We start from the raw sequence: 15,952 nt of genomic DNA, 5'->3' as shown, positions 1-15,952 counted from the left end.
GGGATCTCTCGGTTCAGGGTTGGCGTTCACAACCCAAACCTAACCGGCAATCGCCGGTGACCACCGTCAGCTACACCACGCTATGGGACACGACCGCCTCCGGAGACAGCAATCGAGTCGACTCGGGCAGCTGCGCGGTTACCTGCAGAGGGTATCGTATGATGTGGCAGGCTCGATGGAAAAGCACCAAAGCTTCTCGGAGAGCCAAGGCTCTCCCCATTTTCTTCGCGCGGCGGTCGGGCGCCGTAACCAGTCGCTCAATGAACAGCACCGTAACGGCAATCCCGCACGCATCAGTGAAGAAGTTTGCGAATATTGCCTCGTTTAGGCCCAGCTTGCGCCGGAGGCGGTACAATCCGAACATTGCAAGCGCCAACGCTACGGCTACCAAGCCTGCCCGATGCTCCTCGAACAATTCAACGGCGCCTCGTCTAAGTTTCTTGAAGTCCATGCCTCAGCCCCCCGTGGTCGTTGCCCAGAGGGAAACGATATGAGTTCTTGGATCAAGGTTTAGGTGCCTACTTGCTCATCGCCAAAGGCACCTGACCCTGCAACCCACGCACGTGGCGAAGGCTGACGGAGCATGTCAGCTATGGAGCGGAAACAACCACTTCTGAATGCCTGCGCCGGGCCACCGCCCCCCTCCACCCTCTCGCCCCGCGAGACCACCCGCCGCATTGGTGCTGGGCCTGCGCCACCCTACATGTGAAGGGCCGACACTCGCCGAGAGCGCCCCGCCCCATGTCCGACCGCGACTCCGAAGCCAACCGCTTTTCTGCCCGAGCCGCGCGCTATGCGCGTGTCGGGGCCAATGTCGGCGGGGTGGCGGCGCGGATTGCGGGCGCCCGGCTGTTCGGGATGGAGGGGCGCAATGCGTCCAATGCCGAGGCGCTGGCCAAGGCGCTGGGCGGGCTGAAGGGCCCGATCATGAAGGTGGCGCAGCTCGTCGCCACCATCCCCGATGTGGTGCCGCCGGAATATGCCGCCGAGCTGCAGAAGCTGCAGTCGCAGGCGCCGCCGATGGGCGCGGCCTTTGTCAAGCGCCGGATGATGGCGGAGCTGGGCGCCACCTGGCGCGAGCGCTTCGGCTCCTTCGATCTGCAGCCGGCCGCGGCGGCTTCGCTCGGGCAGGTGCATCGGGCCACGACGCTGGAGGGTGTCGCGCTCGCCTGCAAGCTGCAATATCCGGACATGGAATCGGCCGTCGAGGCCGACATCGCGCAGCTCGACATTCTGTTCGCGCTGCACCGGCGCATGGACCCGGTGATCGACACCAGCGAGATCGCCAAGGAGATCGGTGCGCGCGTCCGCGAGGAGCTCGACTACCAGCGCGAGGCCAAGCACATCGCGCTTTATCGCGAGGTGCTGGCGCAGACGCCGGAGATCCGCGTGCCGGCGCTGGAGAGCTCGCTCTCGACCAAGCGGCTTTTGACCATGCACTGGCTCGAGGGTGACGGTATCCTGACCCACAAGCAGGACGAGCAGCAGGCGCGCGACCGGATCTCGACCGCGATGTTCAAGGCCTGGTGGCGGCCCTTCAGCCATCACGGCATCATCCACGGCGACCCGCATCTCGGCAATTACACCGTCTTCTCGGAGGACGGCGCGGCGCAGGGCATCAACCTCCTCGATTATGGCTGCATCCGCATCTTCCCGCCGTCCTTCGTGGGCGGCGTCGTCGATCTCTATCGCGGCCTGCTGGAGGGCGACGAGGCCCGCGTCGTCCATGCCTATGAGGTCTGGGGCTTCAAGGGGCTGACGAAGGAGCTGGTCGACACGCTCAACATCTGGGCGCGCTTCATCTACGGGCCGCTGCTGGAGGACCGCACGCGCCGCATCGCCGAGGATGTCAGCCCGGCGGAGTATGGGCGCCGCCAGGCCTTCGAGGTGCATCAGGCGCTGAAGAAGCGCGGGCCGGTGACGGTGCCGCGCGAATTCGTCTTTATGGACCGCGCCGCGATCGGGCTCGGTGGCGTCTTCCTGCATCTCGATGCGGAATTGAACTTCCACCGGCTGTTCGAGGCGGAGATCGAGGGTTTCAAGATCGAGACGGTCGCGGCCGACCAGGCCTCAGCGCTGGCGCGGGCGGGGCTGGTGGCGATGGTTTAGGCCTCGGCCTATCGCGAGGAAACACAGCGTCATCCTGGACAAGCGGCGCAGCCGCGCAGGCCGGGATCCATCATAAGGCACCGTCGATGCCCTATGATGGATCCCGGGACGACCTGCGGTCGCCCCAGGATGACGGCGCGTTTTGGCAAATGCTGGCAATTGAGGCGCGGCGCCCCGATTCGGCGCTTGCTTGTGCGGCGTTGGGCGGTCTAGATCGCGCGCTTCCCGTCCAGCGTTTCCGGAAGCGCTTCCCGCCATGGCCACCACCTCCGCGCCCGTCGCCATCATCATGGGCAGCCAGTCCGACTGGGCGACCATGCGCCATGCCGCCGAGACGCTGGATGCGCTCGGCATCGCCCATGACGACCGCATCGTCTCCGCCCATCGCACGCCGCAGCGCATGGTCGAATTCGCGACCGGCGCCAAGGCCGAAGGTTTCAAGGTGGTGATCGCGGGCGCCGGCGGCGCGGCGCATCTGCCCGGCATGACGGCGTCGCTGACGCCGCTGCCGGTCTTCGGCGTTCCCGTCGAATCCAAGGCGCTGTCGGGACAGGATTCGCTGCTCTCGATCATGCAGATGCCGGCCGGCATCCCCGTCGGCACGCTCGCCATCGGCCGGGCCGGCGCGGTCAATGCGGCGCTGCTGGCGGCGGCCGTGCTGGCGCTGTCGGACGAGGCGCTGGCGGAGCGGCTCGACGCCTATCGCGCCCGCCAGAGCGCGGCAATCGCGGAACGCCCCGTGAAGGACGAGGCGTGAGCGCGCCGGTGGTCGAGGGTCAGCCGCTGGCGCCCGGCGCCGTGCTCGGCATCATCGGCGGCGGCCAGCTCGCCCGGATGATCGCGCTCGCCGCGGCCGATCTCGGCATCGCCAGCCATATCTTCGCGCCCGAGCCGGAGAACCCGGCCTTCGACGTGGCGGCGGCGAAGACGGTGGCGCCTTACGAGGACGAGGCGGCGCTGGCGCGCTTCGCCGAGGCCGTCGACGTCGTGACCTATGAATTCGAGAATGTGCCGGCGGCGACGGCGGCCTTCCTCGCGGCCCGCAAGCCGCTGCATCCGGGCGCCCATGCGCTGGCGGTGACGCAGGACCGGCTCAGCGAGAAGCGCTTCGTCTCCGAGCAGGGGCTGACGGTGGCGCCCTTCCGCGCGGTGGATTCGCTGGCCGATCTCGAGGCCGCGGTCGCGGCGCTGGGGCGGCCTTGCGTGCTGAAGACGCGCCGCTTCGGCTATGACGGCAAGGGCCAGGTCAAGATCCTGCCCGGGACCGATCTCGCGGAAGCCTATCAGGCGATCGGCCGGGCGCCCGCCGTGCTGGAGGGCTTCGTCAGCTTCGCCCGCGAGGTTTCGGTCGTCGCGGCGCGCGGGGCGGATGGCAGCTTCGCCGCCTTCGATCTCTGCGAGAACGAGCATCGCGACCACATCCTCGCCTTCACGCGCATCCCGGCGCAGGTGACCGCGGCCACGGAGGCCAGCGCCATCGAGGCGGCGCGGCGGATCGGGGCGGCGCAGGGCTATGTCGGCGTCTTCGCGGTCGAGATGTTCATCGTCGGCGAGGGGGCAAGCGAGAGCGTCGTCGTCAACGAGATCGCGCCGCGGGTGCACAACTCCGGCCACTGGACCAGCGAGGGCGCCCAGACCTCGCAGTTCCACCAGCATGTGCGGGCGGTCTGCGGCTTCCCGTTGGGTTCGGCCGCCCGTCGCGGCCGGGTCGAGATGGAGAACCTGATCGGCGACGCGGCGCTGCGCTGGCGCGAGCTCCTGGCCGAGCCGGGCGCGCATCTGCATCTCTACGGCAAGCGCGAGGCCAGGGCCGGCCGCAAGATGGGCCATGTCACGCGGGTCTGGCCCGAGCAGGGCTGACGGCTCAGAGGACCCGCTGCAGCCGCTCGCCGCGGGCGAGCCAGAAGGCCTTGAGCGGGGCCGGGACGATGCCGAAGCTGCGATAGAGGAACAGGGCGAAGGCGCCGGGCTCGGCGCCGCCGCTTTCCCGATAAGGTGCCATCAGTCTCTCCAGCACAACCTTGCGATGGCGCTGGCGCGCGGCCGGCCGCAGGGCCGAGGGCGGCGTCTGCATGATCAGCTGGATCAGCCGGTCGAGGATGGCGTCGTCGGTGGTGCCGGAGAGGCGGGCGAGCTCGGCTTCCAGCACTGCCTGCTTGGCCTCGGCGAAGGTCGCGCCCTTGGCATAGGCCTGTTCGACCCGCGCCCAGGCGGGAATCGCGAGGTCGTTGGCGAGGATCATGATGCGCCGTTCGACCTCGGAGTCGGAGGGCGGTTCGAAAGCGGCGTTCTGCATCGATTTTCCCGGTTTCGCGGCGTGGACAGCCGCAGGCTTTTCTGTTATCCGCACGAACCTTCGAAGGGTCTGCCTCGCCGATCCTCCGTCCACCCTTATTAGACCAACCCGCTAAAGACGGACACTCACGTGCAGGTTCTCGTTCGCGACAACAACGTCGACCAGGCTCTCCGCGCTCTCAAGAAGAAGCTGCAGCGCGAAGGCGTCTTCCGCGAGATGAAGCTTCGCGGCCATTACGAGAAGCCCTCCGAGAAGAAGGCCCGCGAAAAGGCCGAGGCCGTCCGTCGCGCCCGCAAGCTGCAGCGCAAGAAGCTGCAGCGCGAAGGCCTGCTGCCGGCGCCGGTGAAGCCGAAGCGCCCCTGATCCTGTCAGGGCTGCGGCGTTTCGCCCTCCCTCGATGATCCGATATCGCCCCGACCGCGCCTGGAGTCTCCTCCGGGCGCTGTTGCTTTTCCGGCGGCGTTAACCAAGTCTTGGCACTGGCGGGCGTTCTGGTGAGCGGGGCGCTGTCGGTTGGGGGAGCGCGATGAAGCGGTGCCGGCCCGAGGGGTGGCACGGCAGACGAGCAACGGAACCGGACCGATGAGGCAGAGCATGATGCGTGGCGGAAACTGGCTGGCGGCTGCGGGCCTGGCCCTGGCGCTGGCGGGCTGCGACACCGTTTCGACCATGACGGCCCAGCCGATCGCGGAACTCGACACCGCCTCGGCGGCCGAGGCGAGCGTCAACATCGGCTCGCTGACCGAGGTCATCAACCGCAACCCCAACGATCCCGGCGCCTACAACACGCGCGGCGCCGCCTATGCCCGCGTCGGCCGCTTCTCGGACGCCATCGCCGATTTCACCAAGGCGGTCCAGCTCGACCCCAACCTCGCTTCGGCCTACACGAATCGCGGCCTGGCGCTGCGCCAGAGCGGCCGCAACGACGCGGCGCTGGCCGATTTCAACAAGGCGACCAGCGTCGCGCCGAACTACGCGCCCGCCTTCATCGCGCGGGCCAATCTGCTGCGCGCCCAGGGCAACAGCCAGCAGGCGCTGGCTGATCTCAACGTCGCGATCCGGCTGAACCCGGAATCGGCGGAAGCCTTCCATGCGCGCGGGCTGGTCTACCAGCGGGAAGGCCAGCACCAATATGCGATCTCCGATTTCGATTCGGTGATCGACCGCAATCCCTACAACGCGCCGCCCTATATCGCCCGCGGCCAGAGCCTCAACGCCATCGGCAAATACGATTCGGCGCTGGAGGATTTCACCGCTGCGCTGAACGTCGACAACCGCAGCGCCGACGCCTGGGCCGGTCGCGGCTTCGCGCAGGAGAAGCTCGGCCAGCGCTCGGAAGCCTCGCAGAGCTATCAGCGCGCGCTCGGGCTGGACGGCAACAATGCGGCCGCGCGCGCCGGGCAGGGCCGTCTGGGTGGCGGCGGCGGGCTCTTCCGCAGCTGATCACTCGACGGTGCGGCTCTCCGCCGCTTGGACCGATCCCCGCGTCGCCTCCGCAACGAACCGCCGGATCTCTGGCAGCGAGCCATGGGCCGGAAGATCCTCGTGTCCACCCTTCGGGAAGCGCAGGAACCGCTTGGGGGCGTTGGCGAGGCCGAACAGCGCCTCGCCCTGGGCGAAGGGGATCACCCGGTCCCGCTCGCCATGCAGCACCAGCAGCGGCGCCCTGACGCGCTCGATCACCGCATCCGAGCGGAAGCTGTCGAGCATCAGCCAGGCGACCGGCACGTAAGGGTAGATGCCCTGCGCCACCGCGACGGTGGAGAGATAGGGCGCCTCCAGCACGACGGCTGCCAGCGGCGCCTCTGCGGCGAGTTTCAGCACGACGCCCGTTCCCAGCGATTCGCCATAGCCGACGAGCTGAGCCGCGCCGAAGCGTTCGACGGCGGCGCCATAGGCGGCGCGGGCGTCGAGATGCAGCCCGGCTTCGCTGGGCCGGCCGGTCGAGCCGCCATAGCCGCGATAACTGACGGCGAGCAGCCCGGTGCCGTCCTCGGTCAGGGCGCGGAAGCGCGCAACGCGGCCGGGGCTGCCGAGATGGCCGGCATTGCCGTGAAAATAAAGGATGACCGGCTTGCCGGACCGCGGAGGGACCGTCCAGGCGACAAGGCGCTCGCCATCGGCCGCGGTCAGGGTCAGCTCTTCGGCAGCCGGCAGTCCGGCGGCGGCGAGGTCGGCGCGGGCGGGATTGCGCGGAAAGACCAGCTCACGCTGCCGCACGAAGAGCAGTCCGAGGACAGCGAGGTAAGCGGCGAGGGCGATGCCGAGCAGGCGGGTGAGGATCATCATCGCAATGCTTCTCCCCCAGCAAGGTGGCGAACGCGCGACGCTCAGTCGAGCCGCTTCAGCATCTCGTAGGACACGGCCTCGAAACCGGCCAAGCGATAGGCGCGCAGCGCCGGTTCGTTGCCGGTCAGCGCGCCGAGCAGCAGCGCCCGGCAGCCACGCTCGCGGGCGAAGCGCTCGGCCTGCGCCAGCAGCATCTGGCCGATACCGGTGCCGCGCTCCCGCTCCGCGACCACGATGTTCTCGATCAGGACATGGTCACGCAGCTCGGCATGGACATAAGGCCCCGTGCGGCCGAGCCGCAGGGCGAGATAGCCGAGGCAGGCGCCGTCCCGCTCGGCGACGAACTGGGCGCCGCCCTGCGACCTCGTCTGCGCGCTGTCCGCCTCCAGCAGCGCCAGGGCCGTCTCACGGCCGCGGGCGCGGGTGCTGCTGAGATCGGCCTCCCAGGCGGCGAGCTGCACGAGCAGGCCTGTCACGGCCTCGCGGTCGGCCTCGCGCATCGGGCGGATGGTGACGCTCACGGTGTGGCGGACTCCCAACGAAAAAGACCGGCGCGAGGCCGGTCTTTCGCAGCGGTCAGGGGCGAGGGCGCGTCAATGCGCCATCGCCTTGACGATATCGTCGGTGACCTTCTTGGCGTCGCCGAAGAGCATCATCGTGTTGGGGCGGAAGAACAGCTCGTTCTCGACGCCGGCATAGCCGGCGGCCATGCCGCGCTTGATGAAGAGAACGGTCTTGGCCTTCTCGACGTCCAGGATCGGCATGCCGAAGATCGGCGAGGTGCGGTCGGTCTTGGCGGCCGGGTTGGTGACGTCGTTGGCGCCGATGACGAAGGCGACGTCGGCCTGGCCAAATTCCGAGTTGATGTCCTCGAGCTCGAAGACCTCGTCATAGGGCACGTTGGCCTCGGCCAGCAGCACGTTCATATGGCCGGGCATGCGCCCCGCGACCGGGTGGATGGCGTACTTCACCTCGACGCCTTCCTTCTTCAGCAGGTCGGCCATCTCGCGCAGCGTGTGCTGGGCCTGGGCCACCGCCATGCCGTAGCCCGGTACGATGATGACCTTGCCGGCGTTCTTCATGATGTAGGCGGCATCGTCGGCCGAGCCCTGCTTGACCGGCCGGGCCTCCACGGCGCCACCGGCGCCGGCCGCGGCATCGTCGCCGCCGAAGCCGCCGAGGATGACCGAGAGGAAGCTCCGGTTCATCGCCTTGCACATGATGTAGGACAGGATCGCACCCGAGGAGCCGACCAGCGCGCCGGTGATGATCAGCGCCATATTGCCGAGCGTGAAGCCGATGCCCGCGGCCGCCCAGCCCGAATAGGAGTTGAGCATCGAGACGACGACGGGCATGTCGGCGCCGCCGATCGGGATGATCAGCAGCACGCCGAGCGCAAACGAGACCAGCACGATCAGCCAGAAGACGACATGGCTCTCGGTCTTCAGGAAGATCAGCAGCAGCACGAGCAGCGCGACGCCGAGGCCGATATTGATGCCGTGGCGCTGCGGCAGCATGATCGGCTTGCCGCTCATGCGCCCGTCGAGCTTGAGGAAGGCGATGATCGAGCCGGTGAAGGTGATCGCGCCGATGGCGACGCCGAGGCCCATTTCGAACAGGCTGGCGCCGCTGATCGCGCCGACTCGGCCGATGCCGAAGGCACTCGGCGCATAGAGCGCCGCCGCCGCCACCAGCACCGCGGCGAGGCCGACGAGCGAGTGGAAGAAGGCGACGAGCTGCGGCATCTGCGTCATCTGCACGCGCTTCGCCATGAAGGCGCCGATGCCGCCGCCGATGGCGATCCCGGCCACGACCAGCAGCCAGCCCGAGAAGCCGGCCGGCGGGAAGAAAATGACCGTGGTCGCGATGGCGATGCCCATGCCGACCATGCCGTACAGGTTGCCCTGGCGCGAGGTCGTCGGATGGGAGAGGCCCCTCAAGGCCATGATGAAGAGGACGCCGGCGACGACGTAGAGAAGGGCGGAGAGATTGGCGGCCATCGGCGCTCAGCCCTTCTTCTTGTACATGGACAGCATCCGCTCGGTGACGAGGAAGCCGCCGAAGATGTTGACCGCCGCGAGGACGAGCGCGAGGAAGCCGAAGATCTTGGCCCAGACCGGGCCGTCGCCCAACGCGGGCGCCGCCTCGACGCCGACCGCGAGCAGGGCGCCGACGACGATGACCGAGGAGATCGCGTTGGTGACCGACATCAGCGGGGTGTGCAGCGCCGGCGTCACCGACCAGACGACATAGTAGCCGACGAAGACGGCGAGCACGAAGATCGCGAGGCGGAACACTGTCGGGTCGACGAAGCCGCCGGTCGCGGCGCTGGCGCCGGCGGCGAGGCTGTCGGCGTGCTGGGCGGCGAGATCGGCGGCCTGACGCGCCGCGGCCGCGACGGAGCGGGCCTGCTCGAGCGCCTGTTCGGAAGTCGGATTAGCCATTGGTGACGCTCCCCTCGACGGCCGGTGCGGGCTCTGGTTCTGGCTTGGGCGCGGGCTTGGCCGCGAAATTCGGATGGATGACGGCGCCGTCGCGGGTCAGGGCGGTGGCCCTGACCAACTCGTCGTCCCAGTTCACCGCGACCTTCTTCTCGGACTTGTCGATCAGCGTCTCGACGAAGGCGAGCAGGTTCTTGGCGTAGAGCTGCGAGGCGGTGGCCGCGAGGCGGCCGGGCACGTTGAGGTGGCCGACGATGCGCACGCCGTTCGGCGTCACCACGACCTCGCCGGGCTTGGCGAGTTCGCAGTTGCCGCCGCGCTCGACCGCGAGATCGACGATGACGGAGCCGGCCTTCATGCTCTCGACCATGGCGGCCGTGATCAGCTTCGGCGCCGGGCGGCCCGGGATCAGCGCGGTGGTGATGACGATGTCCTGCTTGGCGATGTGGCTCGCCGTCAGCTCGGCCTGCTTGGCCTGATACTCCTTGGACATTTCCTTGGCGTAGCCGCCCGCCGTCTGCGCCTGCTTGAACTCCTCGTCCTCGACGGCGAGGAACTTGGCGCCGAGCGATTCGACCTGCTCCTTGGTGGCGGGACGCACGTCGGTGGCGGTGACGATGGCGCCGAGGCGGCGCGCGGTCGCGATCGCCTGCAGGCCGGCGACGCCGACGCCCATGATGAAGATGCGCGCGGCGGGCACCGTGCCTGCCGCCGTCATCATCATCGGCAGGGCGCGGCCATATTCGGCGGCGCCGTCGATGACGGCGCGGTAGCCCGCGAGGTTGGCCTGGGAGGAGAGCACGTCCATCACCTGCGCGCGGGTGATGCGCGGCATGAACTCCATGGCGAAGGCCGAGACCTTGGCCTTGGCGAGCGCGGCGAGCGCCGCCTCGTTGCCATAGGGGTCCATGGTGGCGATGACGAGCGCGCCGGCCGGCAGGCTCTTGATCTCGCTCTCGGCAGGGCGGCGCACCTTCAGCACGATGGCGGCGCCAGCGAGCGCGGCGGCGGCGTCGGCCGCGATGGTCGCGCCTGCGGCCTCGTAATCCGCGTCCGAGATTCCGGAGGCGAGGCCGGCGCCGCTCTGCACGGCGATCTCGGCTCCCAGGCTCTTGAACTTGCGGACGGTCTCCGGCGTCACGGCGACGCGGGTCTCGGCCCCTTGCGTTTCGGCAGGCACGGCGATGCGCATGGCGGCGGAACCTCTCGGCGCGGGTGGTCGGGCGGGATCAGTGCGGGGCGGAGACGAGCAGCAGCGCCAGCAGCATCAGCACCAGCGGTACCGCCGGGGCGCGCCAGCCGATGGACTTCGAGGCGATGCCGATGCCGGTGGCGACGAGGGTCAGCAGCGTGCCGATGATGGCGATGCCCCAGGCGTGCTTGGTGCCGCCGACCGCGAGAGCCGCGACAATGGCGAGGCAGGCGGCCGTGCCGACTTCGGAGAAGTGGATGAAGCCCTGATAGGTCCGCTCGTGCTCGCGGTAGTCCATCTGCGGAATGTCGGAGGCGGAGTGTCCGTGATCGGCCATGGTCTGATCCTGAGAAAAAGCTCGTCTCATGCCGTGTAGCGCACCTGCGGGAGGTCGGCAACGGAGCGCCGTGGCCAGCCTTCCGCAAGGGCGGCGAACGCCGTCGGCGGAACGCCTCTAATGCGGCTCATGAGCCATGTAAATCGATTTAATTACAAAAAATTCACCTGTCCCCGCGGGAAGCGCGGTCCTTCAGGCGATGATGTCCGGCGTCAGCGCATCCTCGATCTGCGAGATCCGGTCCTTGAGGTAGAGCTTGCGCTTCTTCAGCCGCTGGACCTGGACCTGGTTGATGGCGCCGACGCGCTCCAGCGCGTCGATAGCGCTGTCGAGGTCGCGATGTTCCTCGCGCAGCCGCGCCAGTTCCGTGGTGAAGGCCTCGATCTCGTCAGTGCTGAGCTCGAATCCCATGGAGTGCCGCCGTCCCATCATCGCCGCGATTGGCGGCGACTATGGTCAGACGCCGGGCGCCCCGCAAGAGCGGGGATGAGCGGCCTAGCCGGAGCCGATGGCATTCATGCCGTTACGTCAATCTTCTGGTGACGATCACAGAATGTCATGCGGTCCCGCGCGAAACCGCCGCAGACGTGAAGCCGGCTCTATGTCACACTGATCCCGTCAACCGCTCATCAGGAGGATCCAGATGTCGCTGCAGACCCATCTCGTCGAACTCGAACGCAAGCATCGTCAGCTCGAGGAAGCCATCGCCAAGGCCGTGGCCCGTCCCTCCTCCGACGATCTGACCGTGGTCGAGCTGAAGCGAAAGAAGCTGCTGCTGAAGGAGGAGATCGAGCGGGTGCGGCAGACCATGCCGGACCGAACGCTCCATTGAGCGCCGGCCCTCCGGGCCGAAGTTGCGTCGCGTGTGTTCGGCCGGCCCCGCAAGGGGCCGGTTTTTTGTTGCCGGTCGGCGGATCGGAACTTCCGGCACCCGTTCCTGTTGGGGCTGCACCACCAGCAGGACGGACAGTATGATGCGGCTTGACCCCCATGGACGCGCCCATGCGTGCGAAGATGCGGCTCTCATGGGGAGCGGTCGGCCCTCGCGGCGGTCTTTGCTGGGGCTGCTGGCCTCCGCCAGCGCCTTCGTCGCGCTGCCGGCGGGCGCTCAGGCGCCGGCGCCGGGGCCGCAGAAGAGCTTCGGCTATGACGACGTGGTGGCGCGGGCGCGCCAGCTGGGCGAGCGGCCCTTCGACGCGGACGCGGCGACGATCCCCGCCGAACTCGCGCGGCTGACCTATGACAGCTATCGGGAGATCCGTTTCCGTCGCGACAAGGCTTTCTGGCGCGATGGCGGCTCGGATTTCCGGCTGTTGCCTTTCCATCTCGGCTTCCTGCACGACAAGCCAGTGCAGCTCCACATCATCAGCCATGGCGCGGCGATGCCGATCCCCTTCACCACCTCGCTGTTCGAATACGGCAAGGTGCCCGTGCCGAAGGGGCTTTCGCCCTCGCTCGGCTTCGCGGGCTTCGCGGTCACGACGAATCTCAACGATCCGCGGGTGCAGGACGAGGTCATCTCCTTCCTCGGCGCCAGCTATTTCCGGCTGATCGGGCGCGGCCACCATTACGGGCTCTCGGCGCGCTCGCTGGCGATCGACATCGGCGGCGCCCAGCCGGAGGAGTTTCCCTTCATGCGGGCGCTGTGGCTGGAGGAGCCCTCGCGCGATTCGACGGCGCTCACGATCTACGCGCTGCTCGATTCGCCCTCGGTGGCAGGCGCCTATCGCTATGTCGTCCGGCCCGGCGCGACGACGCATGTCGACGTCACAGCGACGATCTTTCCGCGCAAGGCGATCGAGCGCATCGGCATCGCGCCGCTGACCTCGATGTTCCAGGCCGGCGAGGGCGATCTCGCCCAGCGCAGCGATTTCCGCCCCGAAATCCACGATTCGGACGGGCTGATGATGCAGGCCGGCAGCGGCGAGTGGATCTGGCGGCCGCTGCGCAATCCGAAGGCTCTGCGCATCTCGAGCTTCGCAGGCACCAATCCCAAGGGCTTCGGCCTGATGCAGCGCGACCGCGATTTCGGGAACTATCAGGATCTCGAGGCGCATTACCATGCCCGGCCGGGTTACTGGGTCGAGCCACAGGGCGAGTGGGGCGAGGGGCGTGTCGAGCTGATCGAGATCCCGACCGACAATGAGGCCTTCGACAACATCGGTGCCTGCTGGACGCCGAACACGCCGTTGCCGACCGGCGAGCCCTCCGAGTTCCGCTATCGCATCACCGCCCTGTCGACGACGGACGAACTGCACCCTTACGCACAGACGCGACACAGCTTCGCGGGCTCGGATGTCGAGGACGGGCATGTCGCCGGCCAGGGCACCAAGCGCTTCATCGTCGACTTCGCCGGGGGCGATCTCGGCTATTATCTCGCCGACCCGGACCGTGTCGAACTCGAGGCCTCGGTGACGGCGGGCTCGATCGGCACGCGTATCCTGCAGCCCAATCCGGCGGCCGGTGGCTTCCGCTGCATTATCGACGCCAGCCTCCCGGACGGGCAGACGGCGGATCTGCGGCTCTTTCTGAAAGCCCGTGGGCGGACCCTGTCTGAAACCTGGATCAGCACATGGACGGCGCCGGCTCCCCCGCCGGCCGCGACACCGCCTGCGGCCGCCGCGCCCTCTCCGGCCAAGGAGTGACGGCGGTCACAAGGCCTTGGCCATCTCGCGCAGCCTGAACTTCTGGATCTTGCCGGTCGAGGTCTTGGGGACCTCGGTGAAGATCACGGTCTTCGGGCATTTGAAGGCGGCGAGGTGCTGGCGGCACCAGGCGACGATCTCGGCCTCGGTGGCTGTCTTTCCAGGCTTCAGCTCGACGAAGGCGCAGGGCGTCTCGCCCCATTTCTCGTCCGGCCGCGCGACGACGGCGGCGGCCTGGATCGCCGGGTGCTTGTAGAGCGCGTCCTCGACCTCGATCGAGGAGATGTTCTCGCCGCCGGAGATGATGATGTCCTTGGAGCGGTCCTTCAGCTGGATGTAGCCGTCGGGGTAGCGCACGCCGAGATCGCCGGTATGGAACCAGCCGCCGGCGAAGGCGGCCTGCGTCGATTTCGCGTTCTTGAGGTAGCCCTTCATCACGACATTGCCGCGCATCATGACCTCGCCCAGCGTGGCGCCGTCGCGCGGGACGGGCTGCATCGTCTCGGGATCGAGCACGTCGAGCCCTTCCAGCGCCGGATAACGCACGCCCTGGCGCGCCTTCAGCACGGCCTGCTCGGGAGCGGGCAGGGCGTCCCAGTCACGGTTCCAGTCGTTGACCACGGCGGGGCCGTAGCACTCGGTGAGCCCGTAGAGATGCGTCACCTCGAAGCCGGCCTGCTTCATGCCGGCGAGCACGGCCTCCGGCGGCGGGGCGGCGGCGGTGAAGAAGGACACCGTCTGGGGAAAATCGCGGCGCTCCTCGGCGGGCGCGTTGAGCAGGGCCGACATCACGATCGGCGCGCCGCAGAGATGCGTCACGCCATGGTCGGCGAGCGCGTCATACATCGCCTTCGCGCGCACCTGTCGCAGGCAGACATGGGTGCCGGCGACGAGCGAGATCGACCAGGGGAAGCACCAGCCGTTGCAGTGGAACATCGGCAGCGTCCAGAGATAGACCGGATGCCGGCCCATCTGCCCGGTGAGGATGTTCGAGGTCGCCAGCAGATTGGCGCCGCGGTGGTGATAGACCACGCCCTTGGGATCACCGGTGGTGCCGGAGGTGTAGTTCAGCGCGATCGCATCCCACTCGTCAGTGGGCATGACCCAGGCGTAATCGGGATCGCCGGCGGCGACGAACTCTTCATATTCGAGGCTACCGAGCCGCTCGCCGGGCCCGTCATAGACGGGGTCGTCATAGTCGATGACGAGGGGCTTCGCCTTGCACAGCGCCAGCGCCTCCTTGATCGTCTTCGAGAACTCCCGGTCGGTGATCAGGACCTTGGCCTCGCCATGGTCGAGCGAAAACGCGATGATCGCCGCGTCGAGGCGGGTATTGAGCGTGTTGAGCACGGCGCCGCACATCGGCACGCCGTAATGGCATTCGAGCATGGCCGGGGTGTTGGGCAGCATGGCGGCGACGGTGTCGTTCTTGCCGATGCCGTGGCGGGCGAGCGCCGAGGCGAGGCGGCGCGCGCGGGCGTAGAAGTCAGCATAGCTGCGGCGCATGGGGCCGTGAATGATCGCGATATGGTCCGGATAAACGCTCGCGGCACGCTCGAGGAAGGGCAGCGGCGAGAGCGGCTGGTGGTTGGCCGGGTTGCGGTCGAGATCGGTGTCGTAGGCGGATGTCGTCATGCGGTGTCCCCTCCCGGTCGGCTTAGCCTCTGCGGGCCTTCACCGTAATCCATCCCTTTGTCCGATAGGGCGCAAGGGGGCAGGGGCATCTCGCGTCAGAGCCAGTGCAGACCCTTCAGCCCGTCATAGGTCAGCTTCAGCCCGACCAGCAGGAGCAGGCCGTAGATGATCCGGTAGAAGCGCTTCACCGGGACCTTCCGGACCAGCCAGACGCCGGCAACCGTCGAGACGATGGCGACCGGCAGCAGCGCCAGCGAGGCGGTGAGGTTGGCGGTCGTGAACTGGCCGAGCGCGATATAGGGGAAGACCTTGATGATGTTGATCAGCGCGAAGAAGATCGCACCCGTCCCGACGAAGACGGCCGGCGGCAGCCGCAGCGGCATGGTGTAGATCTGGTAGGGCGGCCCGCCGGCATGGGCGATCATGCTGGTAAACCCTGAGAGCGCGCCCCAGAACGTGCCCTGCGGGTAGTTCGACCGTGCCGGCGGCAGTTCCGTCTTGCCACCGGAGACGAGGTTGCGCAGCGCGAAGACGACCGAGATCAGGCCGATCGCCAGGACCACGGCGCCGTCGGCGACGCGCGCCGCCAGCAGATAGCCCGCGAAGATGCCGAGTGCGGCGCCTGGCAGCAGCGTCGCCAGCGTGCGCCGGTCGAAATCGCGGCGGTAGGACCAGACAGTCACGACATCCTGCGACATCAGCACCGGCAGCATGATCGCGGCCGCCGTCACCGGCGAGACGACCTGCGCCATCAGCGGCAGCGAGAGCAGGCCGAGCCCCGAGAAACCACCCTTGGAAAGCCCCATGAGAATGACCGCCGGCACCATGGCGGCGAAGAAGGCAGGGTCGAGCAGCATCGCGTGGGAGGTCCGAAAGGCTAAGGGCGGCCGTTGCGCCAGATCAACCGTGGCATCTCCCGCGCCGCGTTAGAAGATCAAGGGCGCGGGGGCGCCATGTGCGAAAGTCGCTCTCGACGCCGGGCCATGCCTCTGGAAAGGGATGGCGAGA

17 protein-coding genes are annotated in these 15,952 nt (G+C 68.1%); 7 read left to right on the top strand and 10 right to left on the bottom strand.

Annotated elements, in window-relative coordinates; translation table 11 throughout:
- Nucleotides 1–741: 741 nt before the first annotated feature.
- From ACFPN9_RS11345 to ACFPN9_RS11335, 3 genes are all read left to right on the top strand, one after another.
- Nucleotides 742–2,109: an ABC1 kinase family protein gene (locus ACFPN9_RS11345; protein ID WP_066726160.1), complete on the top strand. Its 1,368-nt coding sequence runs from the start codon at nt 742–744 to the stop codon at nt 2,107–2,109.
- Nucleotides 2,110–2,365: 256 nt separating this feature from the next.
- Nucleotides 2,366–2,866 (top strand): 5-(carboxyamino)imidazole ribonucleotide mutase, encoded by a 501-nt coding sequence (gene purE, locus ACFPN9_RS11340; RefSeq protein WP_066726162.1) that lies wholly within the window; start codon nt 2,366–2,368, stop codon nt 2,864–2,866.
- Nucleotides 2,863–3,969, top strand: coding sequence for a 5-(carboxyamino)imidazole ribonucleotide synthase (locus ACFPN9_RS11335; RefSeq protein ID WP_066726163.1), 1,107 nt, complete (start codon nt 2,863–2,865; stop codon nt 3,967–3,969). Before purE ends, ACFPN9_RS11335 begins: the two co-directional genes overlap by 4 nt.
- A 4-nt stretch (nt 3,970–3,973) precedes the next feature.
- Here the strand turns inward: ACFPN9_RS11335 and ACFPN9_RS11330 are convergent, their stop codons facing one another.
- The gene (locus ACFPN9_RS11330; RefSeq protein WP_066726165.1) at nt 3,974–4,405 is read right to left on the bottom strand and encodes a hypothetical protein; all 432 of its coding nucleotides are present in this window, start codon (nt 4,403–4,405) and stop codon (nt 3,974–3,976) included.
- 129 nt (nt 4,406–4,534) lie between these two features.
- On the opposite strand from ACFPN9_RS11330, the gene rpsU reads away from it, so the two are divergent.
- Both rpsU and ACFPN9_RS11320 read left to right on the top strand, forming a co-directional pair.
- Nucleotides 4,535–4,768, top strand: coding sequence for a 30S ribosomal protein S21 (gene rpsU, locus ACFPN9_RS11325; protein ID WP_054140900.1), 234 nt, complete (start codon nt 4,535–4,537; stop codon nt 4,766–4,768).
- A 219-nt stretch (nt 4,769–4,987) separates the two neighbouring features.
- Complete coding sequence (locus tag ACFPN9_RS11320) at nt 4,988–5,848, top strand: tetratricopeptide repeat protein (protein WP_066726167.1); 861 nt, start codon at nt 4,988–4,990, stop codon at nt 5,846–5,848.
- On the opposite strand, the gene ACFPN9_RS11315 is transcribed toward ACFPN9_RS11320, so the two are convergent.
- From ACFPN9_RS11315 to ACFPN9_RS11285, 7 genes are all read right to left on the bottom strand, one after another.
- The gene (locus ACFPN9_RS11315) at nt 5,849–6,694 is read right to left on the bottom strand and encodes an alpha/beta hydrolase (RefSeq protein ID WP_066726169.1); all 846 of its coding nucleotides are present in this window, start codon (nt 6,692–6,694) and stop codon (nt 5,849–5,851) included. It abuts the gene before it with no gap.
- 41 nt (nt 6,695–6,735) lie between these two features.
- Nucleotides 6,736–7,215 (bottom strand): GNAT family N-acetyltransferase, encoded by a 480-nt coding sequence (locus tag ACFPN9_RS11310; RefSeq protein WP_066726172.1) that lies wholly within the window; start codon nt 7,213–7,215, stop codon nt 6,736–6,738.
- Nucleotides 7,216–7,287: 72 nt separating this feature from the next.
- On the bottom strand, nt 7,288–8,694 hold the full coding sequence (locus ACFPN9_RS11305; protein WP_066726174.1) for an NAD(P)(+) transhydrogenase (Re/Si-specific) subunit beta: 1,407 nt from the start codon (nt 8,692–8,694) through the stop codon (nt 7,288–7,290).
- Between the two features lie 6 nt (nt 8,695–8,700).
- Nucleotides 8,701–9,138: an NAD(P) transhydrogenase subunit alpha part 2 gene (locus ACFPN9_RS11300; RefSeq protein WP_066726176.1), complete on the bottom strand. Its 438-nt coding sequence runs from the start codon at nt 9,136–9,138 to the stop codon at nt 8,701–8,703.
- The gene (locus ACFPN9_RS11295) at nt 9,131–10,327 is read right to left on the bottom strand and encodes a Re/Si-specific NAD(P)(+) transhydrogenase subunit alpha (RefSeq protein WP_066726178.1); all 1,197 of its coding nucleotides are present in this window, start codon (nt 10,325–10,327) and stop codon (nt 9,131–9,133) included. The genes ACFPN9_RS11300 and ACFPN9_RS11295 overlap by 8 nt, the downstream gene beginning before the upstream one ends.
- Before the next feature lie 37 nt (nt 10,328–10,364).
- Nucleotides 10,365–10,664 (bottom strand): aa3-type cytochrome c oxidase subunit IV, encoded by a 300-nt coding sequence (locus ACFPN9_RS11290; RefSeq protein WP_066726182.1) that lies wholly within the window; start codon nt 10,662–10,664, stop codon nt 10,365–10,367.
- Nucleotides 10,665–10,856: 192 nt separating this feature from the next.
- Entirely contained in the window at nt 10,857–11,075 is a 219-nt protein-coding gene (locus ACFPN9_RS11285) for a YdcH family protein (protein ID WP_066726185.1), read from the bottom strand.
- Between the two features lie 232 nt (nt 11,076–11,307).
- On the opposite strand from ACFPN9_RS11285, the gene ACFPN9_RS11280 reads away from it, so the two are divergent.
- Both ACFPN9_RS11280 and ACFPN9_RS11275 read left to right on the top strand, forming a co-directional pair.
- Nucleotides 11,308–11,496 carry a YdcH family protein gene (locus ACFPN9_RS11280; protein WP_066726194.1) on the top strand — a complete coding sequence of 63 codons (189 nt, stop codon included), beginning with the start codon at nt 11,308–11,310 and terminating at the stop codon, nt 11,494–11,496.
- Nucleotides 11,497–11,689: 193 nt separating this feature from the next.
- A complete protein-coding gene (locus ACFPN9_RS11275) occupies nt 11,690–13,309 on the top strand; it encodes an OpgD/OpgG family glucan biosynthesis protein (protein WP_377816954.1) in 1,620 nt (539 codons plus the stop codon).
- Nucleotides 13,310–13,315: 6 nt separating this feature from the next.
- Here the strand turns inward: ACFPN9_RS11275 and ACFPN9_RS11270 are convergent, their stop codons facing one another.
- On the bottom strand, nt 13,316–14,944 hold the full coding sequence (locus tag ACFPN9_RS11270; protein WP_066726201.1) for an acyl-CoA synthetase: 1,629 nt from the start codon (nt 14,942–14,944) through the stop codon (nt 13,316–13,318).
- A gap of 95 nt (nt 14,945–15,039) precedes the next feature.
- Nucleotides 15,040–15,801 carry a sulfite exporter TauE/SafE family protein gene (locus ACFPN9_RS11265; protein ID WP_066726203.1) on the bottom strand — a complete coding sequence of 254 codons (762 nt, stop codon included), beginning with the start codon at nt 15,799–15,801 and terminating at the stop codon, nt 15,040–15,042.
- Nucleotides 15,802–15,952 lie beyond the last annotated feature (151 nt).

The organism is Allobosea massiliensis (assembly GCF_042655245.1).
Classification (GTDB): domain Bacteria; phylum Pseudomonadota; class Alphaproteobacteria; order Rhizobiales; family Beijerinckiaceae; genus Allobosea; species Allobosea massiliensis.
The sequence above is the reverse complement of the archived record's forward strand: the minus strand, read 5'-3'. Positions and strand labels throughout refer to the sequence as shown.

What these genes read in the sequence shown, in the direction of transcription:
- ACFPN9_RS11315 (WP_066726169.1), bottom strand. Translation starts at nt 6,694, where the DNA reads ATGATGATCCTCACCCGCCTGCTCGGCATCGCCCTCGCCGCTTACCTC.
- ACFPN9_RS11290 (WP_066726182.1), bottom strand. Translation starts at nt 10,664, where the DNA reads ATGGCCGATCACGGACACTCCGCCTCCGACATTCCGCAGATGGACTAC.
- ACFPN9_RS11270 (WP_066726201.1), bottom strand. Translation starts at nt 14,944, where the DNA reads ATGACGACATCCGCCTACGACACCGATCTCGACCGCAACCCGGCCAAC.
- ACFPN9_RS11295 (WP_066726178.1), bottom strand. Translation starts at nt 10,327, where the DNA reads ATGCGCATCGCCGTGCCTGCCGAAACGCAAGGGGCCGAGACCCGCGTC.
- ACFPN9_RS11305 (WP_066726174.1), bottom strand. Translation starts at nt 8,694, where the DNA reads ATGGCCGCCAATCTCTCCGCCCTTCTCTACGTCGTCGCCGGCGTCCTC.
- ACFPN9_RS11320 (WP_066726167.1), top strand. Translation starts at nt 4,988, where the DNA reads ATGAGGCAGAGCATGATGCGTGGCGGAAACTGGCTGGCGGCTGCGGGC.
- ACFPN9_RS11345 (WP_066726160.1), top strand. Translation starts at nt 742, where the DNA reads ATGTCCGACCGCGACTCCGAAGCCAACCGCTTTTCTGCCCGAGCCGCG.
- ACFPN9_RS11265 (WP_066726203.1), bottom strand. Translation starts at nt 15,801, where the DNA reads ATGCTGCTCGACCCTGCCTTCTTCGCCGCCATGGTGCCGGCGGTCATT.
- ACFPN9_RS11280 (WP_066726194.1), top strand. Translation starts at nt 11,308, where the DNA reads ATGTCGCTGCAGACCCATCTCGTCGAACTCGAACGCAAGCATCGTCAG.
- ACFPN9_RS11300 (WP_066726176.1), bottom strand. Translation starts at nt 9,138, where the DNA reads ATGGCTAATCCGACTTCCGAACAGGCGCTCGAGCAGGCCCGCTCCGTC.
- ACFPN9_RS11285 (WP_066726185.1), bottom strand. Translation starts at nt 11,075, where the DNA reads ATGGGATTCGAGCTCAGCACTGACGAGATCGAGGCCTTCACCACGGAA.
- ACFPN9_RS11330 (WP_066726165.1), bottom strand. Translation starts at nt 4,405, where the DNA reads ATGCAGAACGCCGCTTTCGAACCGCCCTCCGACTCCGAGGTCGAACGG.
- ACFPN9_RS11275 (WP_377816954.1), top strand. Translation starts at nt 11,690, where the DNA reads ATGGGGAGCGGTCGGCCCTCGCGGCGGTCTTTGCTGGGGCTGCTGGCC.
- purE (WP_066726162.1), top strand. Translation starts at nt 2,366, where the DNA reads ATGGCCACCACCTCCGCGCCCGTCGCCATCATCATGGGCAGCCAGTCC.